Raw genomic sequence first — 22290 nt, forward strand, 5'->3', positions numbered from 1 at the left:
TGATTGGAATGGATACGGCGGAGATTCGCGAGCTGTTGAGACAGGTGTACGACCCCGAACTGGGCATCAATATCGTCGATCTCGGGCTGGTGTACGAGATCCAAAACGAAGATGGGGACGTCTATGTTCGCATGACGCTGACGACCCCGGGCTGTCCGATGCACGACACCATCGCGGGGGGAGTGGAACGGTTGCTGGAACGCCAACCGGGCATTCGCTCCGTCAGGGTGGATGTCGTCTGGGATCCGCCATGGTCGCCCGAGATGATGTCGGAGGAAGCGAAAGAGCGGCTCGGCTTCTGTTGAGCAAAGCTTTACATGGCAGCACCGTCCTCGGTTTCGGGGACGGTGTTTTCCACCTTCAGCCCAATCACGGAAGGGTCCGTATTACGAAAGCGACCAATGACGGCATGCGATCAGGGATCCAAACCGTGTTCCGCCGCTAAACGCGTTTCTCTGGTGGGCGACCTGGTCATGCGCGACAAACCGGCCTGGTGACACCATTACATATACCAATAACTGGCCAAACGAACCGCTCATCGGGAACGTTGCCACCGGTTCGATGGTGGTTTGGTCGGTCGTCAGCTTTGTGTTGCTTCTGGCCGGAGTGGGAGGGATGGTTTGGTATTACGCCAGAACGAAACACTCCGAATCGGAGGAAGCCTTTCCCGAGCGGGATCCGTTACTCGCACTGTCTCCAACCCCTTCCATGAAAGCGACGCTGAAGTATTTTTGGGTCGTTGCGGCGCTTTGGGTCATACAAGTGGCCTTGGGAGCCATAACCGCCCACTACCAAGTGGAGGGCAGCAGCTTTTACGGAATTCCAATTGCCCAGTGGATTCCTTATGCCGTCACCCGCACCTGGCACACACAACTTGGGATCTTCTGGATCGCTACCGCGTGGCTTGCCACCGGGCTGTTCGTGGCGCCGGCCGTTTCCGGATATGAGCCCAAGTATCAACGATTCGGCGTGAACTTTTTGTTCGTTTGTCTGCTGATCATCGTCGTCGGTTCCATGGCCGGACAGTGGCTTGCTGTCATGCAGAAACTGGATCTGTCCACCAACTTCTGGTTCGGGCATCAAGGATACGAGTATACGGATTTGGGCCGTTTTTGGCAGTTATTCCTGACCGTGGGGCTTTTCCTCTGGTTGTTCTTAATGAGCCGAGCTCTCTGGCCCGCGTTCCGCCAATCCAAGGAAAGCCGGCATCTGCTCGCATTGTTCCTGCTGGCTTCCGCAGCAATCCCGGTATTTTACATCCCGGCGCTGCTGTGGAGACAACATACTCATTTGGCCATCGCCGAATATTGGCGCTGGTGGTTGGTACATTTGTGGGTCGAGGGATTCTTCGAGGTGTTTGCTACGGTGGTGATCGCCTTCCTCTTCACGAGGATGGGGCTGTTGCAGATCCGGACCGCAACGTCCTCTGTACTCTTTTCCACCATTGTCTTTCTGTTTGGGGGGATAATCGGCACCTTCCACCACTTGTATTTCAGCGGCACACCGACAGGCGTGCTGGCTTTCGGGGCAACCTTCAGCGCCTTGGAGGTCGTTCCCCTCGTTCTGATCGGATTTGAAGCGTATGAAAATTTGACCTTAAGTCGTGCCCGTCCGTGGGTTTCGTCGTACAAGTGGCCGATTTACTACTTCATCGCCGTTGCGTTCTGGAATTTGGTCGGCGCCGGATTGTTCGGTTTCTTCATCAACCCGCCGATCGCTCTATATTACATGCAAGGTCTCAATACGACCTCCGTGCACGGACACTCCGCCTTGTTCGGGGTTTACGGGATGTTGGGCATCGGGTTGATGCTCTTCTGTCTTCGGGGACTCACCTCCCAGCGAATCTGGAAAACAAAAATTCTCGCATTTTCCTTTTGGTCCATCAACATCGGTTTGGCGTTGATGGTGGTATTGAGCTTGCTACCCATCGGGCTGATGCAAACCTGGGCAAGCGTCCAGCATGGGATGTGGTACGCCCGCTCTGCTGAGTTCATGACGCAGAACATCATCCACATCTTTGTCTGGCTGCGCGTCATCGGTGATACCATTTTCTCCGTCGGTGCGCTGGCGCTCGGTTGGTTCATCCTGGGACTCAAGACCGGATGGTCGCTTACGGATCAACCATTGCCGTACGCGGATGACAATCTGCAAAAAACGTAAGCACACACACGATTAAACAAGACATCCTCTAAAGCAGGGTTCCCTCCCCTGGCTTTAAGGGATGTCTCATTGTTCTTTGTTCGCATTGCTGGTCGGGCATCGATCGCCGGACGGGACTGGTGCCATTCTCGTATTCGCTACAAGTGACCGCTCTGATCTGATATCATCAAAATAAAAACCAGCGGAAAGGATCTATTTTATGGGAAATCGGAACATGTTGCAGCAGGTCCCTTTGTTCCGGGATTTGAACCCGCAGGAACTGGACCGCGTCGAACAGATCGCCATCCATCGCCTGATCCGGAAAAAAACGATCATCTTTATGGAAGGTAGCGAAAAAGAAGCGGTCTTTTTCATTCAGGACGGACTGGTCAAAGCATACAAAACCGACGAGGAGGGGCATGAGCAGATCGTGTCGCTCTTGCAGACTGGCGATATGTTTCCCCATACCGGTTTCTTTAATCAATCGCCTTATCCGGCAACGACGGAAGCCCTCGTGGACACTCACGTTTTGGCCATACCCGTCCGCGCGTTTGAGCAGCTCATCTTGGCGATGCCGTCCATTGCGATCAAAGTCATCGATGTCATGGGCGCCAAGATTCGCGAACTTCAACAAAAACTTCAACAGTTTACCGGCCACGACGTGCACGACCGGATCATTTTCTTTTTGTTGCAATTGGCTGACAAACACGGAGAGGTAAAAGGATCTCGTATTCACATCGAATTGCCGATGACCAATCAGGAATTGGCCAATACGATCGGAACAACCAGAGAAACCGTAAACCGGCTGTTAAACCAACTGAAAAAGCAACGCATTCTTGATACGCACCGTTCGGAAATCATCATTTTGGACAGGGATGCGCTGAAACGATGGAAAGAGCATAATTAACGCGAAGCACCGCCTCGATGGGCAACGTTAATGGCGAAATACCCTTGACAGCTCCGCCAGATAGATCACGACTCCGATCACCATGATCAGCAAGCCGACCGTCGCAACAGCAGAATGAATGCCCATATTCCCGATGATGAACAGGCCCAATCCTAAGAGAAAGACCCACAGCTCCAACGTCAACCTGTCGTGCCGGACCATTTCTGCCAACAGGACGGCGCCCTTTTTCTGCTCTTTGGTCCGAAACCGGTGAGCCCACCATAAAAACGGGATGATTTTGGACAAGTACGCAAGGATGGAAGCGGAAAACCAACCAAGGACCACATACAGAATCAGGGTGGAAACGACCGTGTAGGAACGGGCAGCGCCACCATGCCATCCGTGCAGGATTACCCATACCAACGCAACCAGAAACGTAATGGTTAACAGTACATCGGCCACTTTTACCGCGCCGATCGGCTGCTTGCCACTGCTTTGTTGCCGAACATCGCGAACGAACCAGACAAGCATTCCGAGTGCCGCGACAACAAGCAGCAGTCCGGCGCTCGAAAACATCCGGTAATCTGACCACCATCCTGCACCCCCGAGCCATACTCCCGCCTGGAACAGGATGACGATCGCGTAGTTCAACTTCGTCCCCGTCTTCCTTGATACATAAAACATGGGAAGCAGCTTCAAGCTGTAGCTTGCAATCAGACCTCCCAACCAGCCAGCCAGACCGAACCACATATGCGTATAAAACAGTAACTCGTATCGTGTCGGAGACCAACCCGTCCAGGCGGCGATGCCCAGGGTCGTACCGAGCACAACGGTCACACCCAGGTCAAGAAGGCTCAGGATAGCTCCAACGGTGACCGGCGTCCACAGCTTGCCGCGAGCGTAAGTGGCTCCCAGGTTGAAGGTGTAGACCGCCACGCCCAGCACGATGAGCCCCCCGCCGCTGACAATTCCGATGCGGTTCCAGTTCCAAAAGCCGACCAAGAGGAGAATAACGCCTGTCACGTAAGCGATCAGATGGAGCCAAGCGAGGTTCCGGCTATAGGTGGAAGTTCTCAACAGCACCTGTGTCACCTGGTAGCTGGCTCCCATCGCAATCATCGTCGCCCAGCCGAGCAACAGCATATGCGCCCACAAGATTCCCTCGGGAGAATGCAAAGCCGATGTTGTTACCAGATGGGGCATGTTCCCCAAGCCAAACAGAAGAGCCGCGAGAAAAAACAAGGCTCCAGCGGCAAAAAAGGTGAATGTTACCGGAAACATATTCAGATGCGGAGGAAGGGCTGAACGCTTTTGCTCTCTCACGGTCACCACCTCACTGATTCACCATGACGGTATTGTAAATCGGGCCTTGGTTCATTTCCTCGCTCCGGAGTGATATAATGGCCGCAGTCAAATCACTGCATGTTGCGAAAGAAGGCTGATTGTCCTATGATGCATCAGATTTTGGTGAAGCGCATTTACGACGCGCCCTCCCCTGAAGACGGCGTCCGCATTCTGGTTGACCGGCTTTGGCCGCGCGGCATTTCCAAAGAGCGGGCTGCGGTCAACGAGTGGATGAAAGAGATTGCCCCGAGCACCGAACTTTGCAAGTGGTTCGGCCACCAACCGGAGCGGTTTGACGAATTCAGCGCTCGCTACGAACGGGAACTGGAAGGAGATCCACTCCGCAACGAACTGGCCGACCGAATTTGCAGCATGACCGCTGAACAAAACGTCACACTGGTCTATTCCGCAAAAGATTCCGTCCACAACCAGGCCATCGTGCTGCAACGTTGGCTGGCCCGCCGATCCGAACGGGAAGAACGCTAACGACGGGCCTGAAACGCTTTCGTTACGGTTTAAACACGGAATGAGCTTCCGGGCTGGGTGTCAGCACCAGCACAACCACACTGTCTTCCAATGCTTCGATGGCATGCTCCACCTGCTTGTCGAGGGAGATCATGCTGGCTTGAGCCAGTTCCACTTCTTCATGGGCGACAAATCGGATTTTTCCTAGCAGCACAAATACCAGGATATCGCTGGTCGTCTTGTGCTTCTGTAATACCTTTCCTTTTGGAAACGAGAACTTCACGACTTTGGACACACCATTATCCAGCACCGGCTGGATAAATGTTTCCTCGAATGACAGTGGGTATACTTTCATTCTCCCCAACTCCTGCCAGTCAATTTCAATCCGGATGACGAATCACACTTACTATTACCAATGGCAGTATCGTTTATTTACATTACGCGAGGGTGAGTGTATGCATCAGACCTGGCAAAAGCCTCACGCCATCTCTTGATCAGGCTGCACATGGCTGTCGCGGCGGACGATTTCTCACACGAACGGCCCGTTGCCAAACCGATCACGAACATGGCAATACCGACCACGCAGCGGCAAAAATCGTGTCACCCGCTGCACGACTCCAGACAAGATTTTGCAGCAGCGGCTGGTGCAAAAATTCGGCGGAACGCGCGTACTACTTTGCTGTTCCGCAAATTTTCACAGGCCTCGAATCCAATCAGGACGAGCGGCACCACCTCGACCGCGCCGAATGCGCCTCTGCTTACGAAAAGGCGACATTACTGTTTATGTGCTTCTTTACATTATGAGCTAATCTTTTCCCCACGCATCGTGGAAGAACGTCACGTGTGTAGACAACATTTTCTCCGCAAACAATTCACTTGCGTAACCGGCTACTACTTGTCCAGTCCAGCCGGTATTCGTGTGGCGATCGTTGCTCCTCTCACACTCTTTCTCATGGTCGGTAGGCTGTTCCCCCAAATATCTATCATAACTATACCCTGCTATGTATCCTCTACCGGCTAAATCGATACACTCCTCATCCCAGCACCCCGCGATCCAATGCGCGATATCGGATGGCTTCCGCCACATGGGCGGCCTCGATCTGCTCAGAACCGGCCAGGTCGGCAATGGTACGGGCCACCTTGACGATCCGGTTGTAGGCGCGGGCGCTCAGGCCGAGCGTCTCAAAGGCGAGCTGCAGCAGCTTTCGTCCTTCTCTGTCCAGGCTGGCATACCGGCGCAGTTCTTCCCCGCTCATCGCGCTGTTGAAGGGGGCACCGGGGCGATGCCGGTAACGCTCGCATTGAATTGCCCACGCCGCTTCCACCCTGCGGCGGATCTCTTCGGACGTCTCCGCTCGCGGCCGCTCCTGCAGCAGACTTACCGGCACTCGGGGGACTTCCAGATGCAGGTCGATCCGGTCAAGCAGCGGGCCGGACAATTTCGAGCGATACTTTTGGATCTGCTGCGGCGTGCAGGTGCATTCGCGCTGGTCGCGGGAGCCGTAAAACCCGCAGGGGCACGGATTCATCGAAGATACAAGAAGAAAGCGGGCCGGGAATGTAAACACCTGTCTCGAACGCCCGATCGTCACCACGCCGGCTTCCAACGGCTGTCTGAGCACCTCCAGGACGTGGCGGGAGAATTCCGGGAGCTCGTCCAGAAACAAAATGCCGCCGTGAGCCAGACTGCACTCGCCGGGCCGCGGAATCTGTCCGCCTCCCCCGATCAGGGCGGCTGCCGTGATCGTATGGTGCGGCGAACGGAACGGCCGCTCGCGGATCAGACCGCTGTTTCGCGTCAACTGACCGGCGATGCTGTAAATCTTGGTCACGTCATACGACTCGTCCATGGTCATGTCCGGCATGATGGAGGGCAAACAGGTGGCGAGCATCGTTTTGCCGGAACCGGGAGGGCCGACGAGCAGCACGTTGTGAAAACCGGCGGCCGCCACTTCCAAGCCTCGTTTGACAAACGTCTGCCCGCAGACATCGCCAAAGTCTGAATGGTTGGCCTGCGAATGCACGGAGCATTTTTGAGGAGCGGGGCGCGATTCGGCCGCGGGCGGCTCCAGTCCCCCCGTCCAGTATCCGATGGCAGCAGCCAGATTGGCGGCGGGAAGCACGCAGATGTCCACCAGGCGCGCTTCTTCGGCGTTTTCCTCCGGCAGGATCACATGGGTAAAGCCCTGTTTTCTGGCTTCCAGCAAGATGGGCAGCACGCCGGAAACCGGGCGCAGCGTTCCGTCCAGCGCCAGTTCGCCGAGCACCAGCACGGCTTCCGGGCGCGGCGGGATTTGTTTGGAAGCCTGCAAAATGCCGATCGCGATGGCCAGGTCAAATCCTGATCCCTCCTTGCGCAGATCGGCAGGTGCCAGATTGACCGTAATCCGCTGCATCGGATAATCAAACCCGCCGTTGCGCAGCGCCGCTCTCACCCGGTCGCGCGCTTCCTTCACAGCGGAGCCGCCCAGCCCGACCAGATCAAACTGGGGCAATCCGTTGGCGATGTCTGTTTCCACTGCCACGAGCATCCCGTCAATACCGTAGACAGTACCGGCAAAACTGCGTGCATACATCTGACATCCCCCCGACTACATCTCCCATTGCTTCAGCTTCACCGTACGAAAAGACAGCATCCCGCTGCAAGAAAATTGGACACTCACACCGGGCTGTGCACACAAAAAAAGCGCCTTCCAGCGTAAGCCGGAAGGCCAAGTGATGGTGCTTGGAGGAGTTTCATCGCGTCGAGTATGCTACATTCTACGCGACTTAACAGGCATCTGCTGTAGACGTATCCCCAGTGCCCTGCCGATTTCGCGCCCGTTTTGCTTCAAAAGGCGTGAGTGATGTGTTCGATCTCCGGCGATTGGTCCGGGCGGCAGCAGATCGCCACAACGTCAAAGCGAAAACGCGGCACCGACTTTTCGTAATGCTGCAGGTACGCGAGGGCCAGTTCACGCAATTTTCGCTGCTTGCGCCATGTAACCGACTCAGCTGCCGTGCCGTAGGCCGTGCTCGTCCGCGTACGCACCTCCACGAATACGAGAACATCTCCATCCCAGGCGATCAGGTCGATTTCCCCCTGCCGTGTGCGCACATTCCGTTCGATAACGCGGTACCCTTTTTGCTGCAAAAACAGTGCAGCGATTTGTTCGCCGCGCTGGCCGAGAGCACGCCGTCTGTGGCTCATCGCCCGCTTCGCCCTCCCTTGTCGAGGCGGTAGACAAACGCGAGCACTTCCGCCACCACCTGGTACAGTTCGGGCGGTATCTGCTGGTTGAGGTCCAATTTGCCCAACACTTCCACCAGCGAGGGGTCTTCCTGAACAGGGATGCCGTGTTCCTTTGCAGTTTTCAGAATGTTGTCCGCTACATAGCCTTTTCCCTTGGCCACGACGACGGGCGCTTCCATCGTTTTGGCCTGGTAGCGGAGCGCCACCGCCTGTTTGCGCTTCACTTTCGCATCGGAGGCGTCGTTCATACGCGAATGTCCACTCCCTTGTAATCGGCCAGAAACCCGGTTCTGCCTCCGGCAACGGCAGCTGCCGCCTGGGGCTCGCTGTAAGGAATGTCCTGTACCCGGAGTCCGGACAAGTGGTATCCCATTTCATGAAGTTGGCGGGCAAAGTCCTCTTTCATGTCCTGAGCCAGTGCTTCCACCCACGACGTGTTGTTGAAAAGCTGGATGCTGACAATTCGGTTGACAATAGCCACGTCAAGCATCGTCGTTCCGAGTTGATTTAGTTCCAGATGGAAAAACAGGCGGCAGTTTTCCGGGTCCAGCTCACCTCCTCCGCGCTTCTTGGCTTCAATCTGCACATACGCCGTCTCATCCCCGTGCTGCGTCCGAATGGGAATCTGCATGACCACCTGCGACAGCGTCTGGTTGGAGGGCTGCACCAGCATCAACTGCTGGCCGGTGATGTGCTGAAGCAGTGCGTCCGCGGTGTCGCGAAGCGCGGCGGGTACAGCGTTGGCCGCCTCTTGAGTAAGCTGCAGCAGCATCGCCTTCACGCTGTCCAACTGCCGCTGGGCTGCGGCATCCATTCCGTGAGCCAGCGCACGACCCATCAAATCACGCTCGTGCCCAAGCCCCAGGCGCTGAAACAGCTCCTGAATCGGATGGCCATGCGCCGAAACTGTCTGAGCAGGAGCGGCTGCATTCGTCCCGTTTGTACCACTGCTTGCCGCAGACGGCACAGACGATTGGCTGCTTCCCGCTGCCTGATTGACCAAAGCCGGATGTGCCATTCGCGCTGCCCCGTTGACCGTCGACGCTGCAGCGGTGTTCGGCGCTCCCACACCGTGCGGAGCTGACGTCGCTGCCGAAGCCGTCTGCTCTCCGCTGCGGGGTAACGCTGTATCAGCAGCGGTTCCTTTCGCGGGCAGACCGCTGCCGCTAGCCAGCTGAGCGCTTTGCTGACGTCCGTTTTGCGCCAGCGCCTCTCCCAACTTCGCGGTCTCGCCACCCAAAGTGGCAGACCCGGTCAAAGAACCGTCTGAAACACTCCCCTGTCGAAGAGCTTCCTTTCCGATTGTCGTGCTTGTGCCGGTGATGGCAGTATTTGCATGGGGGGCTGGCTGAACGGTACTACCCGCAGCAATGGTTGGAAGCGGTGCCTGCCCCTTTCCGTTTGTCCCGGCCGCATTCGCTGTCCCCGCCGAAGGCTGTGCGGTTTCACGCTGGACCATCAGTTCGTCCGCCCCCTGGTGATCGGGCAGCAGCACCGCCAAACCGGCCACCGCCTGTTTTAACTGGCTGACCAGGGTAAGGAGCGGAGCAGCAGCTGACGAGGACGGAGCGAAAGACGCCGCGGCCGATCCATGCTTGCCCGCCTGTCCTCCCGCACGCTCCCCGTGCGTCTGTAAAAATTGCTCTGCCTGCGCTACAAATGCCTGAATCGCCTGACTGATCGGCTGTTTCGACAAAAAGGCACGCAGTCCGGCTACAACATCAGGCGTCAGCGGCAAGCTGCGTTTTACCGCGAGAAGAAAAGCGTCCACAGTCTCCTTGTGCATGCCCAGGCGCTGCGCGACGGCTGTGAACGCCTGCACCGTCTCGCGGGTGACCGGCAGTTTGGCCCGCACCAGCTCCTGCACGATCGCCCGAGTCTCCTTCGTGTCGTTGAGACCCAATGAGCGGATCAGCCCTTCCAGCGATGCGTCCGCTGCTCCTCCGTCCCGTGTCGTTCCCAGCACTTTCAACGTGACCACTCCGGCTGACGGCTGCACCTGCAGCCACGCTCTCTGTCCTGCTTCCAGATTGGCCTCCAGTCTGGCCTGGACCTGCATGCCGCCGATCTGGACCAGCGCCATGTTGTCGGGGTAGGTTCGTTGCACAGTGCCGATAAAGACTTGACCCGGTGTGAGCTCGATCGGTTTGGGCGCGGAGACCTGAGCGCGTTGAACAAGCGACTGTATCATTTGCGAGGGGGAAAACATGGGCAAACTTCCTCCTTTGTTACCCGGACGGGAACGCCTCTCAAGCCCGCTCCTTCACCCCTGTAAACGTGCGCCGGTGAATCGGCGACGGCCCGTACTGCTGAAGGGCAGCCAGATGTTCCGCCGTTCCGTAGCCGGCATTTTTGTCAAAACCGTATTGGGGGTACTGCTCGGCGTATTCCGCCATCAGCCGGTCGCGCGTCACCTTGGCGACGACGGAGGCGGCGGCGATGGACACACTTTTGCTGTCCCCGCCGATGATCGGCAGTTGTTTATAGGGCAGACCGGGTAGCTGTACGGCATCGATCAGGCATACGTCCGGTTTTATCGCCGCATCCTGGATCGCCAAGCGCATTGCTTCACGCGTCGCTTCCAGAATGTTGATCTCGTCAATCCGCTCGGCAGACACGATTCCGATGCCGACTGCCAATGCGTCCCGTCTGATTACGTCAGCAAATCCTTCCCGTACGGATGGGGGCAATTTCTTTGAATCGTTCAGCCCCGGCAGGTAAAAATCAGCCGGCAGGCAGACGGCACAGGCGACGACCGGCCCTGCCAGCGGGCCGCGACCCACTTCGTCAATGCCGAAGAGGTGCACGTGACCTTCCTCCCGCAGGGCTCGCTCCACCTGCGTCATCTCTTCCCACTGTTTCGCCAGTCTGGCCTGCCGGGCCATTTTCTCTTCCAGCTTGCGCGCCAAATCCTGTACGCCTTTTCGGCTGTCCTGACGCAACCATTCTAAAAAATCTTTGCGGGGCTCGTCCATTTTTTCGATAAGCTCCCGTATTTCCTTTATCGACAGTTCCGCGAGATTCATTGACGGCTTTCTCCTTATGTATCCAAAATGTGTCCGTTTGAAAGGAAAAACCCGCCTATCCGCTGTGGATAGACAGGTTTTCCGAGCTCCTTCAGGACAAAGAGGGCGGCTTTCCGATCGGCTCCTCCATTTCCCAATCGGCGGGGCGTTCCAGAGAAACGGGTCCCAGTTTGCCCGAGCGCAGGTCGCGCAGAAACAGCTCGGCCGCCTTGTCGTAGTCAATCTCTCCGCGGGATGCCAGGCACCCCCGCTTTTTCCCGATCTCCTCCAGCATCTCCACCCGGTCGTTCGGGAGCGTTTGCAGTTTGAAGCGCTCCTTCAGCCGCTCCGGGTAGTAGTGCATCATGTAGCTGATGGCGAACAGGGCCACGTCGGTAAAATCGATCAGCTCGTCCTTGATCGCCCCGCTCGCCGCCAGCCGCAGTCCCACCATTTGATCTTCAAACTTGGGCCAGAGGATGCCAGGGGTATCCAACAACTCGAGCGTGTCGCCCATTTTCACCCACTGTTGGGCTTTCGTCACTGCGGGACGGTCTCCGGTCTGCGCCACGGAGCGCTTCGCCAGCCGGTTGATCAGGGACGACTTGCCGACGTTGGGAATGCCGAGGATCATGATCCGTACAGCCCGTGCCTGCATGCCCTTCTCCGCCCGCTTGGCCAGCATTTCTCCCGCCAGTTCCCGGCACATCTCCGGCAGCTTGCCCACGCCTTTTCCGCTCAGGGCGTCAATGGGCAGGGTGCGGATGCCCTGCTCGCGAAAGTAGCTGATCCACTCTTCCGTTACCTTGCTGTCGGCCAGATCGGCCTTGTTGAGCAGGATCAGTCGGGGTTTTCCGCTGATGATCTCGTCAATCATCGGATTGCGGCTGGAAAGCGGGAGACGGGCGTCCAGCAGTTCGATTACCACGTCTATCTGCTTCAGTCTCTCCGTAACTTGTCTGCGGGCCTTTGCCATGTGGCCAGGGAACCACTGAATCGTCATGATGTCTCACCTGCCTCGGGTGTGTGATAAAGGGAGTCGTCAGCGGGCCAGCCGGAACTGGGAGAGCGGCCAGAAAACGAATTCCGCCCGTCCCACGACCTTGTCCAGTTTGATCGGGCCGATCGCCCGGCTGTCATGGCTGTTCAGACGGTTGTCCCCAAGCACGAAAATCTCGCCTTCTCCCACTTGGATCGGTCCAAAGTCATTGGTCAGCGGAACGCCCAGTTTTGCCGCCTCTTCCCGGTTTTTGGCCAGGTACGGCTCGTCCACCGGTTTTCCGTTGACCAGGAGTTGGTCGTTGCGCACCTCCACCGTGTCTCCCGCGACTGCGATAACCCGTTTGATGTAATCGCGGCTTTCTTCCGCGTGAAACACGATGATGTCGCCGCGCTTCGGTTGCGTCAGGTGGTAGATCGCCTTGTTGACCACCAGTTTTTCGTTGTTATGTAACGTCGATTCCATGGATTCGCCTTCGACGATGAACGGGGCGAACAGGAAGGTACGGATGAGAAACGCTAATGCGATGGCTATGCCGAGCGCCTTGATCCATTCCCACGTCTCGTTTTTGGCGCGGCTGGAGGTAACTTCTTCGCTCATGGGTCCGATCCTCCCGCATTTTGCCTTGGCGGACGCCCGATTCAGGGAATGCGTCCGTGTATGCATGGAATAATGGGAAAAAGAGGGCTGGCAAGCAAACCAGACCCCCTTTGTATGCATAACATGCGATTATTTGCGAATTTCCTTGATGCGAGCAGCTTTGCCCACGCGATCGCGCAGATAGTACAGCTTCGCGCGACGAACTTTACCGCGGCGTACAACCTCAATCTTGTCGATCTTCGGCGTGTGCAGCGGGAACGTACGCTCAACACCAACACCGTAAGAAACCTTACGAACGGTGAACGTTTCGCTCACACCCGTGCCGCGACGACGGATCACAACGCCTTCAAACAGCTGAATACGCTCGCGCTGACCCTCGATAACCTTTACGTGAACACGTACCGTGTCACCAGGCCGGAACGCAGGAATGTCCTGTTTCATTTGTTCTTTTTCCAATTCACGGATCACTTGGTTCATCCTCAATTCCCTCCTTCCGCTCAGACGTTCATACCCGTCCTCACAAAACCCAGCATTACGCTGAAATCCGGGTAGCGGACCGCCTTAGTCAGCGGGCAAAATTGCCACAAGAAGTATATTATCACACTGGACATGAATCCACAAGTGCTATTCCGATTCGGAACCCGAATTTTTTTCCTCTTCCTCAAGCTCGGCCAGAAGTGCTTTCCACTCATCGGGCAGCTCGCCCTTTTCCAGCAGATCGGGCCTGCGTTCTCTGGTCCTGCGCAGCGATTCCTTCAGCCGCCAGCGCTCGATATTGGCGTGGTGGCCGGAGAGCAGGATGTCCGGCACCTTCCACCCGCGAAACTCCGCCGGACGGGTGTAGTGCGGATACTCCAGCAAGCCGGTGGTAAACGAATCCTTCTCCGCCGACGACTGATTGCCCAGCGCCCCCGGCTGCAGCCGGACGACGCTGTCGATCACCACCATTGCCGCAAGCTCTCCGCCCGTCAGCACGTAGTCGCCGATCGAAATTTCGTCCGTGACCAGGTATTGCCGGATGCGTTCATCGTAACCTTCATAGTGGCCGCAGATGAAAACAAGGTGCTCCTCCCCGGCCAGCTCCTCTGCCATCTTTTGGTCGTACGGCCGGCCCTGGGGGCACATCAGGATGACCCGCGGCTTCGCGTCGCCAGCCACGGCCTCCACGGCGCGAAAGATCGGTTCCGGCTTCAGCACCATGCCGCCTCCCCCGCCGTAGGGCGTGTCGTCAACGGTGCCGTGCTTGCTTTCGGAGTAATCGCGAAAGTTGATCACCTGGAATTGGACGATCCCCTTCTCCTGCGCTTTCCCCAGGATACTGCTGTTGAGGACGCCGTCAAACATCTCCGGGAAGAGCGTCAAAATGTCGATCTTCACCATCCGTCCCCCTTCACAGCAGGCCTTCCATCAGGTGGCAGACGACCCGCTTGCCGGCGATGTCCACTTCCTTGATACAGTCGTCGATAAACGGCAGCAAAATTTCGCCGCGCTTTCCTTTTACCACCCACACATCATTTGCGCCCGGCTGCAGCACGTCCACGATCCTGCCCAGTTCTTCCCCTTCGTCGGTGAATACCTGGCAGCCGACCAGCTGGTGGATGTAATACTCGTCCTCTTCCAGTTCCAGGAGCGCCTCTTCGGGAATCTTCAGTTCGCCGCCCTTGAACTTTTCCACGTCGTTGATTGACGGATAGCCCTGGAAGCTGATGAGTTCGGTCCCCTTGTGGGAACGGCGGGAGGCCACCGTCAGCTTCAACGGCTCCGCCAGCGACGGATGAAACAGATACAGTTCGCTCCCTTTGCGGAAGCGCACGTCGGGGAAGTCAGTGGTGGAAATCACCTTGACCTCTCCCCGCAGCCCGTGAGTGTTGACCACTTTTCCCACGGTGTAGTAACGCGTTTGGCTCACGCTCCTTCTCCTCCTTTCGTGGGGATGATGTGCGGGCGCATCAACTATTGATGGGCCGATTGACGAATCTCGCAAATCCGTCCGTCTTTTACCATGATTTCCGTTCCAGACATGATTTCATCCCACACATCTCCGACGCGAATCTGGACGGGACTTTGCACAGTCGCATATTCAATCTCGCTGCCCTCCGGCAGGCTTTCCGCCTGCCGCAGCTGGAACTGGAGCTGCTCCAACTTTTCCTTGCGCTGCCGTTCCTCCCGGGCGATCCGCTCCTGCACAAACTCAAGCGCCTCGGGGGATCGCTTGCGGGCGTCCGCGAGCAGTTTTTTGGCCTGAAACTGCCACTGCTCCCACTCTTCCTGCCGCCGCCGGATCTGTTGGCGGTACTGTTCCACCAATGCGGCGCGGGATGCTTCCGTCATGATCACCTTCACCTGAACCGTACGCAAAATGGTAAGCACGTCCGACACTCCTTTCGAAGGCTGCCAGCATCAAAAAAGACTGGGACAGCTCCCAGCCTTTTTCTCAGACAATCTCAACCGTGACCCGCTTATCCGTATTGACGGAGGCGGCGATCACGACGGAGCGCAGCGCCTTGGCAATTCGTCCCTGTCTGCCAATGATCTTCCCCATGTCATCGGGGTGCACCGACAGTTCGTAGACGATTGTGCGCTCTTTTTCCACAGCGTTTACACGAACGTCATCAGGGTGATCGACGAGAGCCTTTGCGATCGTTTCGACCAGTGCTTTCATCATCGGACCTCCGGATGACCGGCTTACTTGCCGAATTTGCTTTCGTGTACTTTCGCCAGAACGCCTGCTTTGGACAGCAGGTTGCGAACCGTGTCAGTCGGAGCTGCACCGTTCAGGATCCATTTCACCGCTTTTTCGGTATCGATGTTCACCACAGCCGGTTGTGCAACCGGGTTGTAGTAACCGATTTCCTCGATGAAACGGCCGTCGCGCGGAGAACGGGAGTCAGCCACTACCACGCGGTAGAACGGGGCTTTCTTGGAACCCATGCGCTTCAGACGGATTTTTACTGCCATGCTGTTTCACCTCCTGTATGAATCAACGCAACGGTCAACTTGTCGCGTTGGCGTCACTATTTATCTGAACCATCGCGTCACCTGCTTAAAGCAGGGCGCGAAGAGATCATACAACATCACTTGAACGGGGGCTTGAAGTTGAACGGGAAGTTCATGCCTCCCGGATTGCCGCCGCCCTTGCCCAGAAACGGAAGGCCAAAGCCTTTTTTCTTCGCCTTCTTTTTCATCTTGTCGGCCACGCCGGTGAACTGTTTCATCATCTTCTTCATTTCTTCGAACTGCTTGATGAACCGGTTCACTTCCTGGATCGACGTGCCGCTTCCGGCCGCAATCCGCTTGCGTCGGCTGGCGTTCAGCAGCTCGGGGTTGGCCCTCTCCGCTTTCGTCATCGACTTGACGATCGCTTCGATGCGGGCAATCTGCTTTTCATCCACCTTGAGCTGGCCCTTCAGCTTGTTCATGCCAGGCAGCATGCCGAGAATGTCTTCGAACGGGCCCAGGTTGCGCAGCTGCTGCATGGATTCGAGAAACATGTCAAAGGTGAACTCCCCTTGACGCATCTGCTTCTCCATTTCCCGCGCCTTTTCCTCGTCAACTGCCGCCTGCGCCTTTTCGATCAGGCTGAGCACGTCGCCCATCCCGAGAATCCGCGATGCCATCCGATCCGGGTGGAAGGGTTCCAGCGCGTCCAGCTTTTCGCCCATCGCCGCAAACTTGATCGGCTTGCCGGTGACGGCCTTGACGGACAATGCGGCACCGCCGCGCGTGTCGCCGTCCAGCTTGGTGAGCACCACGCCAGTCAGTTCGAGCTGGCTGTTGAAGCTTTCTGCCACGTTGACGGCGTCCTGACCGGTCATCGCGTCGACGACGAGCAGAATTTCATCCGGCTTGGCCACGTCGCGAACCTGCTTTAACTCCTCCATCAGCGCTTCGTCGATGTGGAGCCGGCCGGCGGTGTCGATCAGCACGTAGTCGAGATGGTTCTCTTTGGCGTGCTCGATCGCCTGTCTGGCAATCTCCACCGGACTGACCTGGTCGCCGAGGGAGAACACCGGAACGTTCAACTGTTCGCCCAGCACCTGCAGCTGCTTGATCGCCGCCGGACGGTAAATGTCCGCCGCCACCAGGAGCGGTTTGCGGTTCTGCTTTTGCAGATACTTGGCCAGTTTTCCGGTCGTGGTCGTCTTACCGGCACCCTGCAGCCCCGCCATCATCACGACGGTCGGCGGCCGGTTGGCGACGGCCAGCTGGGCGACTTGTCCGCCCATCAGTTCGATCAGCTCTTCGTTGACGATTTTGATGACCATCTGGCCGGGCGTCAGGCTTTTCAGCACCTCTTGCCCGACAGCGCGCTCCTTGACGCGCGCGATAAAGTCTTTGACGACTTTAAAGTTGACGTCGGCTTCCAGCAGGGCCAGACGAACTTCGCGCATCGCTTCATTGACGACGGTTTCGTCAATCTTGCCTCTGCCGCGCAGTTTGTCAAATGCGTTCTGCAGCCGACTGGTCAAGTTTTCAAATGCCATGCGAGCCCTCCTAATCCATCTCCGACAGTTGGTGGAGCAAAGCTTGCAGTTCCTCTCTTGCCTCGCCGTCCGCGAGCTCTTCCACAATCCGCCGGATGCGTTCCAGAAGAGCCTGGCGCTGTTCGTGCTTGGCGGCCAACAGCAGTTTTTCCTCGTACTCAAACAACTGCCGCTCCGCCCGCTTGATGTGATCGTACACCGCCTGTCTGCTCACTTCGTGCATCTCGGCGATTTCTCCCAGCGACAAATCATCCAGATAGTACAGCTCCAGATATTCACGCTGCTTGCCTTTCAAGAGCGGCGCGTAAAAGTCGAACAAGAGATTTACCTGATTGGTCTTCTCCAGCATGAAACCAATCCTTTGCTGAGAGGTACTCGATTATGTCCTGTAAAGTGATTCTCCTTTACAGCACGATAACTATACTACCCAATTCTCCATGCACTGTCAAGGTTTTTTATTGACACAGATTACGGACGAATGTTCACAATCATCGCCTCCGGACCGGTTGGGGAAAAACTGCCCCCTTTCGGTTCGATGCTGACGGCGATGTTCGTGACCCGGCGGATATCGCCGTCGTGGACATACAGGTGTGCCATCCGTCCCTTCCATTGTAACACACCTGCGTTTGCCCTGCTGTCTCCGATGATAAACCAGACCTGATAATCCTTCTCTTCCAGCGGGTCCAGTCCTTCCGCCAGGATCAGCAGTTCGTTGGACATGTCGTTGATCCAGACATATCCCCTGACGTTGGTCCGCATCACGGGCACCGCCTGATGCAGCACTGTTTTCGGGTCGTTGACGATCCGGTTTTGCGTAAGGAACAGGGAGGTGGCAGGTTCACTGATAAAAACCGGTGACGGCTCTGCCCGCTCCATCTCGTCTCCTCGCAGCGGGACGAAAGCCATGGCCGCCAGCAGAACGCAGGCCGCCGCTGAGGACAGGGCCGCTGCACGCCGGCGCGGCAGCCTGTTGTTCATGTCGACGGAGCGAAGCAGCCGCGTTTTCAGCCGGGGCGAGGGTTTCGTTTCCTGCGCTGGCTGAAGGCGTTCAGCGGGTGCTCCGACTTCACCGCTACTGTCCAGAATTACCGCCCACTCGCGATGCAGTGCGGCACAGCGGGAACAGTGTTGCAGATGCCGCGCCAGTTCCTCGCTGCGCTCAGCGGAGTGTTTGCCGAGCACCAGGTCGATCACGTCTTCCTCGTACACGCCGCAATGCTTGTCAGCCACGCTTATCGCCTCCCTTGCCGCTTCCGTGCCATCCCGTCTCCGCCAACTGCTTTCGCAGGTTGTGCAAGCCGTAGCGTATCAGCGACTTGATCGTTCCAATCGGCCGGGCCATGATTTCAGCCAGCTCCCGATGGGTTTTCGCCTGAAAATAGGCCCCGTAAACCGCCTGCCGCTGCGCTTCGGGAATGCGGTTCAGCACGTTTCGCACCGTTTCTCGTTCCAGCTTTGCCAAGACCGATTCTTCCACCGAGTCATCCTGGAGCTGGTGGGTGGCCGCCGTCTGTTCCCGCTGCTGGCTGGCCTGAATCCTGCGCAGGCGGTCCATGCAGCGCGACCTGGTTTTTACCGCGAGCCACGCCTCGACACTGCCCCGCTGCCGGTCGTACTGCGCCGCTGTCCGGTAGGCTTCGAGAAAAATGTCGTGACACAAGTCCTCCGCCTCCATGGGATCGTGCAGCATCCGCAAAGCGATGCGGTAGACGAAAGCGGCGTACCGTTCGTAAAAGGCTTCCAACGCCGCCCGTGAGCCGCGTCCCATTTCTATGAGCAGGCGCTCCCCTTCCAGGTGTTGTTTCGACACGCCCTTCCTCCCCCTTAGCCGATGCCTCTTTCCCAATTTTCTTGTAACAAAAAAGGCGCCCATGCGCAATTGGGTGCAGCAGCGATTGCCCTGACCGGGCCCAGCCGAAAGCAAAAATTTTGCCAGCCGACAAATCCGCGTGCACATGTTTCCGCGTATACGGGGTGAAAGCAACTATCGACGGTAAAAGGGGGAATTGTCATCATGAAATGCAAGTGGAACCGGCAGTGGGCGCTGGCACTGGCACTTGCCCTCGGCCTCGCCGCCGCTGCCTCTGCCCGGGCCGACGCCGCAGGATCGTTGAGCCTGTACACGCCGTATCCTGCCATCACGGTGACGCCGGGTGAGTCAATCCAGTACAGCATCGATGTGATCAACAACGGAAGCGCCATCGAAAGCGCGGAGCTTGAGGTGGAACACCTGCCGGCCAAGTGGGAAGCGGAAATCACCGCCGACGGGTGGAGCGTACAGACGATCTCCGTCAAGCCCAATGATTCCCGCTCCGTCACCCTGCAGGTGGACGTCCCGCTCGACGTGAACAAGGGGACCTATCGCTTCGAGCTGAGCGCCAAAGGGAAAGCGGTCCTGCCGCTCACCGTCAACGTCTCGCAGCAGGGCTCGTTCAAGACGGAACTGATAAGCGAGCAGCCAAACATGGAGGGACCCGCCGACTCGCAATTTCAATACAGCGCCACCCTGCGCAACCGGACTGCGCAAAAGCAGCTCTACTCCCTGACCGCGCAAGCACCGGAAGGATGGGACGTGCAGTTTAAGGCGGACGGAAAAGCAGTCACGTCCGTGCAGGTGGACGCGAACGGCTCAAAGGACATCGTCGTCGAAATCCGTCCGCCGAAAAAAGTGAAATCGGGATCGTACAAATTTCCGGTGAAGGCGGCCACCTCCTCCACTTCTGCCCAGATGGAGCTGGAAGCAGTGATTACCGGCACATATGGCCTGGAGGTCGGCACTCCGACCGGCTTGCTGAGCACAGACGTGACCGCCGGCGGCACGCGGACGCTCCAGCTGCAGGTGAGCAACACCGGGACGGCCGATCTGCGCAACGTGGAACTCTCCGCGAGCACGCCCGTCAACTGGGAGGTGACCTTTGAACCGAAGCGAATCGACAAACTGGCAGCGGGACAAAAGGCGGACGTGACCGCCACGATCAAGGCAGACAGCAAGGCAATCGCCGGTGACTACGTCGTCGATGTCAGCGCCACCGCGCCGGAGGCCGCTGCGGATGCGGAGTTTCGCGTCGCTGTCGAAACCTCGGTGCTGTGGGGCTGGTTGGGCGTTTTGGTCATTCTCGCCGTCGCGGGTGGTGTCGTCTACCTGTTCCGCACCTACGGGAGGCGGTAACACATGGCGGAAGACGTCATTACGCTGTCTGCCCTGACGAAAGAGTACGGCAGTTTCAAAGCGGTGGACAACTTGACCCTGACCATCCGCCGCGGCGAAATCTTCGGCCTGCTGGGGCCAAACGGCGCGGGAAAATCGACGACGATCCTGATGATGCTGGGATTGACGGAACCCACGTCGGGCATCGTCCGGGTGGCCGGCCACGACCCGACGCGCGATCCGCTGGCCGTCAAGCGAAAAGTGGGGTACCTGCCGGACGACGTGGGCTTCTACGACGACATGAGCGGGCTGGAAAACCTGCTCTTCACGGCGCGGCTGAACGGCATACCCGATGAGACGGGAAGAGAACGGGCGCTCCGGCTGCTGGAGCGCGTCGGCTTGAGCGAACACGGCCACAAACGGGCGGGAACGTTTTCCCGGGGGATGCGGCAGCGGCTGGGGCTGGCCGACGTCTTGATGAAACAGCCCGAAGTGATCATCCTCGACGAGCCGACGCTGGGGCTTGACCCGGAGGGCGTCCGCGACTTTCTCCAGTTGATCCAGCGGCTGAGCAGAGACGAGGGAATTACCGTCCTGCTCTCCTCCCACCATCTGCACCAGGTGCAGCAAATCTGCGACCGCGTCGGGCTGTTCGTGGCGGGCAGACTGCTGGCGGAAGGCACCCTGGCCCAGCTGTCAGCCCAACTGTTTGCCGATGAGCCGATCTTGATCGAAGTCGATGTGCGGCCGGTCAGCGACGAACTGGTCGATCGGTTGGTCAGTCTGGAACCGGTGAGCCGCGTCGAACGCAGGGATGACGGGAGTCTGCTCCTCTCCTGCCGGACCGACGCTGCTCCCGAGATCGCCCGGCTGGCTGTCCAATCCGGAGCTTCTCTGCACCGCCTGAACACAAAAGCGTACGGGCTGGACGAGATCTATCACCGCTATTTTGAAGGGGGGGATGTCCGTGTTTGACCGGTTTGTTCGTCCCCGCGCGGAATCTCTCCACCCGTTTTGGGTGATGGTGCAAAAGGAAATGGCCGACCACCTGCGCAGCTGGCGTTTTGTTATCCTGGTGTCGATCCTGGTCCTGACCTGCATCGGATCGCTGTACACCGCCCTGTCGACGATCCGGGAGGCGGTGCCCAAACAGGACGGCGGATCATCCTTTCTGTTCTTGAAGCTGTTTACGATCTCAGACGGCACGCTGCCGCCGTTTATTACCTTTGTCAGCTTTCTCGGCCCGCTGCTGGGGATCGGGATGGGCTTTGACGCGATCAGTTCGGAGCGAAACAAGGGCACGCTGAGCCGGCTGTTGTCCCAACCGCTGCACCGTGACACCGTCATCAACGCCAAATTTGTCGCAGCGCTCATCGTCATCACCGTCCTGCTGTTTGCTCTGGGATTCCTCGTCATGGGGCTGGGACTGATCGCCATCGGCATTCCGCCTACACCGGAGGAATTGGCCCGCATGGTCTTTTTCCTGGCGCTGAGCGTGCTGTACGTGGCCTTTTGGCTGAGCGTGAGCATCCTGTTTTCCACCCGCTTTCGCCAGGCGGCCACGTCCGCGCTGGCCGGCATTGCCGTCTGGCTGTTCTTCAGCGTCTTTTTTCCGCTGCTGGTCAACCTGACGGCCAGTGCCACGGCACCGGCTGTGCAGACGCCGGAGAACGTGCTGTCCCATCAGCAGTTCATTTTATACCTCTCCCGCTTGTCGCCGAGCCAGTTGTTCAGCGAGGCCACCACGACGATGCTGACGCCATCCGTCCGCAGCCTGGGGCCGCTGACGATGGAACAGATATACGGCGCGATTCCCAGTCCGCTGCCGTTTGGGCAAAGCCTGCTGCTGGTCTGGCCGCAGGTGACGGGACTGCTTGCGGCTGCCGCCGTGTGTTTTGCCGCGTCCTACGTGTTGTTCATGCGGCAGGAGATTCGCAGCCGCAATTGACAGATAAGAAGCCCTTGCTGCTCCCGACGGGCCATGCAA

At 57.8% G+C, this 22290-nt stretch carries 26 protein-coding genes and 1 pseudogene; 8 read left to right on the plus strand and 19 right to left on the minus strand.

The window, feature by feature from the left end; all coding sequences use genetic code 11:
• The first annotated feature begins 8 nt into the window (after positions 1–8).
• From IRT44_RS17380 to IRT44_RS17390, 4 genes and pseudogenes are all read left to right on the plus strand, one after another.
• Positions 9–305, plus strand: a complete 297-nt coding sequence (locus IRT44_RS17380; RefSeq protein WP_171566975.1) for a metal-sulfur cluster assembly factor — start codon at positions 9–11, stop codon at positions 303–305.
• A gap of 109 nt (positions 306–414) precedes the next feature.
• A pseudogene (locus IRT44_RS19490) lies at positions 415–516 on the plus strand (hypothetical protein); the annotation flags it as partial.
• Between the two features lie 99 nt (positions 517–615).
• Positions 616–2160: a cbb3-type cytochrome c oxidase subunit I gene (locus IRT44_RS17385; protein WP_230077081.1), complete on the plus strand. Its 1545-nt coding sequence runs from the start codon at positions 616–618 to the stop codon at positions 2158–2160.
• Between the two features lie 214 nt (positions 2161–2374).
• Positions 2375–3046, plus strand: a complete 672-nt coding sequence (locus IRT44_RS17390) for a Crp/Fnr family transcriptional regulator (RefSeq protein ID WP_230077082.1) — start codon at positions 2375–2377, stop codon at positions 3044–3046.
• A gap of 27 nt (positions 3047–3073) precedes the next feature.
• Here IRT44_RS17390 and IRT44_RS17395 read toward each other — a convergent pair whose 3' ends face one another.
• A complete protein-coding gene (locus tag IRT44_RS17395; RefSeq protein ID WP_230077083.1) occupies positions 3074–4168 on the minus strand; it encodes a hypothetical protein in 1095 nt (364 codons plus the stop codon).
• 306 nt (positions 4169–4474) lie between these two features.
• Between IRT44_RS17395 and IRT44_RS17400 the strand changes: the two genes are divergently transcribed.
• Positions 4475–4855 (plus strand): DUF488 domain-containing protein, encoded by a 381-nt coding sequence (locus IRT44_RS17400; RefSeq protein ID WP_311837937.1) that lies wholly within the window; start codon positions 4475–4477, stop codon positions 4853–4855.
• A gap of 22 nt (positions 4856–4877) precedes the next feature.
• On the opposite strand, the gene IRT44_RS17405 is transcribed toward IRT44_RS17400, so the two are convergent.
• From IRT44_RS17405 to IRT44_RS17490, 18 genes are all read right to left on the minus strand, one after another.
• Positions 4878–5189 carry a cupin domain-containing protein gene (locus tag IRT44_RS17405; protein ID WP_230077084.1) on the minus strand — a complete coding sequence of 104 codons (312 nt, stop codon included), beginning with the start codon at positions 5187–5189 and terminating at the stop codon, positions 4878–4880.
• A gap of 679 nt (positions 5190–5868) precedes the next feature.
• Positions 5869–7410, minus strand: coding sequence for a YifB family Mg chelatase-like AAA ATPase (locus tag IRT44_RS17410; RefSeq protein ID WP_230077085.1), 1542 nt, complete (start codon positions 7408–7410; stop codon positions 5869–5871).
• 254 nt (positions 7411–7664) lie between these two features.
• A complete protein-coding gene (locus IRT44_RS17415; protein WP_212131920.1) occupies positions 7665–8024 on the minus strand; it encodes a YraN family protein in 360 nt (119 codons plus the stop codon).
• Positions 8021–8314, minus strand: coding sequence for an EscU/YscU/HrcU family type III secretion system export apparatus switch protein (locus IRT44_RS17420; protein WP_171566968.1), 294 nt, complete (start codon positions 8312–8314; stop codon positions 8021–8023). The genes IRT44_RS17415 and IRT44_RS17420 overlap by 4 nt, the downstream gene beginning before the upstream one ends.
• A complete protein-coding gene (locus tag IRT44_RS17425; protein ID WP_230077086.1) occupies positions 8311–10275 on the minus strand; it encodes a hypothetical protein in 1965 nt (654 codons plus the stop codon). The genes IRT44_RS17420 and IRT44_RS17425 overlap by 4 nt, the downstream gene beginning before the upstream one ends.
• A gap of 40 nt (positions 10276–10315) precedes the next feature.
• Positions 10316–11092 (minus strand): ribonuclease HII, encoded by a 777-nt coding sequence (locus tag IRT44_RS17430; RefSeq protein WP_171566966.1) that lies wholly within the window; start codon positions 11090–11092, stop codon positions 10316–10318.
• Between the two features lie 91 nt (positions 11093–11183).
• A complete protein-coding gene (gene ylqF, locus IRT44_RS17435) occupies positions 11184–12074 on the minus strand; it encodes a ribosome biogenesis GTPase YlqF (protein WP_171566965.1) in 891 nt (296 codons plus the stop codon).
• Between the two features lie 39 nt (positions 12075–12113).
• Positions 12114–12671 carry a signal peptidase I gene (gene lepB / locus IRT44_RS17440; protein ID WP_171566964.1) on the minus strand — a complete coding sequence of 186 codons (558 nt, stop codon included), beginning with the start codon at positions 12669–12671 and terminating at the stop codon, positions 12114–12116.
• A gap of 129 nt (positions 12672–12800) precedes the next feature.
• Complete coding sequence (gene rplS, locus IRT44_RS17445; RefSeq protein ID WP_029100188.1) at positions 12801–13148, minus strand: 50S ribosomal protein L19; 348 nt, start codon at positions 13146–13148, stop codon at positions 12801–12803.
• A 147-nt stretch (positions 13149–13295) separates the two neighbouring features.
• Complete coding sequence (gene trmD, locus IRT44_RS17450) at positions 13296–14048, minus strand: tRNA (guanosine(37)-N1)-methyltransferase TrmD (RefSeq protein WP_230077087.1); 753 nt, start codon at positions 14046–14048, stop codon at positions 13296–13298.
• A gap of 13 nt (positions 14049–14061) precedes the next feature.
• Positions 14062–14580 (minus strand): ribosome maturation factor RimM, encoded by a 519-nt coding sequence (gene rimM, locus IRT44_RS17455; protein WP_171566962.1) that lies wholly within the window; start codon positions 14578–14580, stop codon positions 14062–14064.
• 44 nt (positions 14581–14624) lie between these two features.
• Positions 14625–15041 carry a YlqD family protein gene (locus IRT44_RS17460; RefSeq protein WP_230077088.1) on the minus strand — a complete coding sequence of 139 codons (417 nt, stop codon included), beginning with the start codon at positions 15039–15041 and terminating at the stop codon, positions 14625–14627.
• 64 nt (positions 15042–15105) lie between these two features.
• The gene (locus tag IRT44_RS17465) at positions 15106–15333 is read right to left on the minus strand and encodes a KH domain-containing protein (protein ID WP_171566960.1); all 228 of its coding nucleotides are present in this window, start codon (positions 15331–15333) and stop codon (positions 15106–15108) included.
• Positions 15334–15356: 23 nt separating this feature from the next.
• Positions 15357–15629 (minus strand): 30S ribosomal protein S16, encoded by a 273-nt coding sequence (gene rpsP, locus IRT44_RS17470; RefSeq protein WP_171566959.1) that lies wholly within the window; start codon positions 15627–15629, stop codon positions 15357–15359.
• A gap of 116 nt (positions 15630–15745) precedes the next feature.
• Entirely contained in the window at positions 15746–17155 is a 1410-nt protein-coding gene (gene ffh, locus IRT44_RS17475) for a signal recognition particle protein (protein ID WP_171566958.1), read from the minus strand.
• A gap of 10 nt (positions 17156–17165) precedes the next feature.
• Positions 17166–17504 carry a putative DNA-binding protein gene (locus tag IRT44_RS17480; protein WP_171566957.1) on the minus strand — a complete coding sequence of 113 codons (339 nt, stop codon included), beginning with the start codon at positions 17502–17504 and terminating at the stop codon, positions 17166–17168.
• Between the two features lie 119 nt (positions 17505–17623).
• A complete protein-coding gene (locus tag IRT44_RS17485; RefSeq protein ID WP_171566956.1) occupies positions 17624–18385 on the minus strand; it encodes an anti-sigma factor in 762 nt (253 codons plus the stop codon).
• Positions 18378–18965: a sigma-70 family RNA polymerase sigma factor gene (locus IRT44_RS17490; protein ID WP_230077089.1), complete on the minus strand. Its 588-nt coding sequence runs from the start codon at positions 18963–18965 to the stop codon at positions 18378–18380. The genes IRT44_RS17485 and IRT44_RS17490 overlap by 8 nt, the downstream gene beginning before the upstream one ends.
• 204 nt (positions 18966–19169) lie before the next feature.
• Between IRT44_RS17490 and IRT44_RS17495 the strand changes: the two genes are divergently transcribed.
• Genes IRT44_RS17495 through IRT44_RS17505 form a run of 3 tightly spaced genes read left to right on the plus strand, consistent with a single transcriptional unit; the run spans position 19170 to position 22251 of the window.
• Entirely contained in the window at positions 19170–20324 is a 1155-nt protein-coding gene (locus IRT44_RS17495) for a COG1470 family protein (RefSeq protein ID WP_230077090.1), read from the plus strand.
• Positions 20325–20327: 3 nt separating this feature from the next.
• Positions 20328–21278: an ABC transporter ATP-binding protein gene (locus tag IRT44_RS17500; protein WP_230077091.1), complete on the plus strand. Its 951-nt coding sequence runs from the start codon at positions 20328–20330 to the stop codon at positions 21276–21278.
• A complete protein-coding gene (locus tag IRT44_RS17505) occupies positions 21265–22251 on the plus strand; it encodes an ABC transporter permease (protein WP_171566953.1) in 987 nt (328 codons plus the stop codon). Before IRT44_RS17500 ends, IRT44_RS17505 begins: the two co-directional genes overlap by 14 nt.
• Positions 22252–22290: the final 39 nt, after the last annotated feature.

Origin of the sequence: Brevibacillus sedimenti, from assembly GCF_020923495.1 — a bacterium.
Classification (GTDB): Bacteria; Bacillota; Bacilli; order Brevibacillales; family Brevibacillaceae; genus Brevibacillus; species Brevibacillus aydinogluensis.

Bases quoted from the DNA above. Each gene is read 5' to 3' on its own strand.
- IRT44_RS17380 (WP_171566975.1), top strand. From the start codon at position 9: ATGGATACGGCGGAGATTCGCGAGCTGTTGAGACAGGTGTACGACCCC.
- IRT44_RS17385 (WP_230077081.1), top strand. From the start codon at position 616: ATGGTTTGGTATTACGCCAGAACGAAACACTCCGAATCGGAGGAAGCC.
- IRT44_RS17390 (WP_230077082.1), top strand. From the start codon at position 2,375: ATGTTGCAGCAGGTCCCTTTGTTCCGGGATTTGAACCCGCAGGAACTG.
- IRT44_RS17395 (WP_230077083.1), bottom strand. From the start codon at position 4,168: ATGCTGTTGCTCGGCTGGGCGACGATGATTGCGATGGGAGCCAGCTAC.
- IRT44_RS17400 (WP_311837937.1), top strand. From the start codon at position 4,475: ATGATGCATCAGATTTTGGTGAAGCGCATTTACGACGCGCCCTCCCCT.
- IRT44_RS17405 (WP_230077084.1), bottom strand. From the start codon at position 5,189: ATGAAAGTATACCCACTGTCATTCGAGGAAACATTTATCCAGCCGGTG.
- IRT44_RS17410 (WP_230077085.1), bottom strand. From the start codon at position 7,410: ATGTATGCACGCAGTTTTGCCGGTACTGTCTACGGTATTGACGGGATG.
- IRT44_RS17415 (WP_212131920.1), bottom strand. From the start codon at position 8,024: ATGAGCCACAGACGGCGTGCTCTCGGCCAGCGCGGCGAACAAATCGCT.
- IRT44_RS17420 (WP_171566968.1), bottom strand. From the start codon at position 8,314: ATGAACGACGCCTCCGATGCGAAAGTGAAGCGCAAACAGGCGGTGGCG.
- IRT44_RS17425 (WP_230077086.1), bottom strand. From the start codon at position 10,275: ATGTTTTCCCCCTCGCAAATGATACAGTCGCTTGTTCAACGCGCTCAG.
- IRT44_RS17430 (WP_171566966.1), bottom strand. From the start codon at position 11,092: ATGAATCTCGCGGAACTGTCGATAAAGGAAATACGGGAGCTTATCGAA.
- ylqF (WP_171566965.1), bottom strand. From the start codon at position 12,074: ATGACGATTCAGTGGTTCCCTGGCCACATGGCAAAGGCCCGCAGACAA.
- lepB (WP_171566964.1), bottom strand. From the start codon at position 12,671: ATGAGCGAAGAAGTTACCTCCAGCCGCGCCAAAAACGAGACGTGGGAA.
- rplS (WP_029100188.1), bottom strand. From the start codon at position 13,148: ATGAACCAAGTGATCCGTGAATTGGAAAAAGAACAAATGAAACAGGAC.
- IRT44_RS17465 (WP_171566960.1), bottom strand. From the start codon at position 15,333: ATGAAAGCACTGGTCGAAACGATCGCAAAGGCTCTCGTCGATCACCCT.
- rpsP (WP_171566959.1), bottom strand. From the start codon at position 15,629: ATGGCAGTAAAAATCCGTCTGAAGCGCATGGGTTCCAAGAAAGCCCCG.
- ffh (WP_171566958.1), bottom strand. From the start codon at position 17,155: ATGGCATTTGAAAACTTGACCAGTCGGCTGCAGAACGCATTTGACAAA.
- IRT44_RS17480 (WP_171566957.1), bottom strand. From the start codon at position 17,504: ATGCTGGAGAAGACCAATCAGGTAAATCTCTTGTTCGACTTTTACGCG.
- IRT44_RS17495 (WP_230077090.1), top strand. From the start codon at position 19,170: ATGAAATGCAAGTGGAACCGGCAGTGGGCGCTGGCACTGGCACTTGCC.
- IRT44_RS17500 (WP_230077091.1), top strand. From the start codon at position 20,328: ATGGCGGAAGACGTCATTACGCTGTCTGCCCTGACGAAAGAGTACGGC.
- IRT44_RS17505 (WP_171566953.1), top strand. From the start codon at position 21,265: ATGTCCGTGTTTGACCGGTTTGTTCGTCCCCGCGCGGAATCTCTCCAC.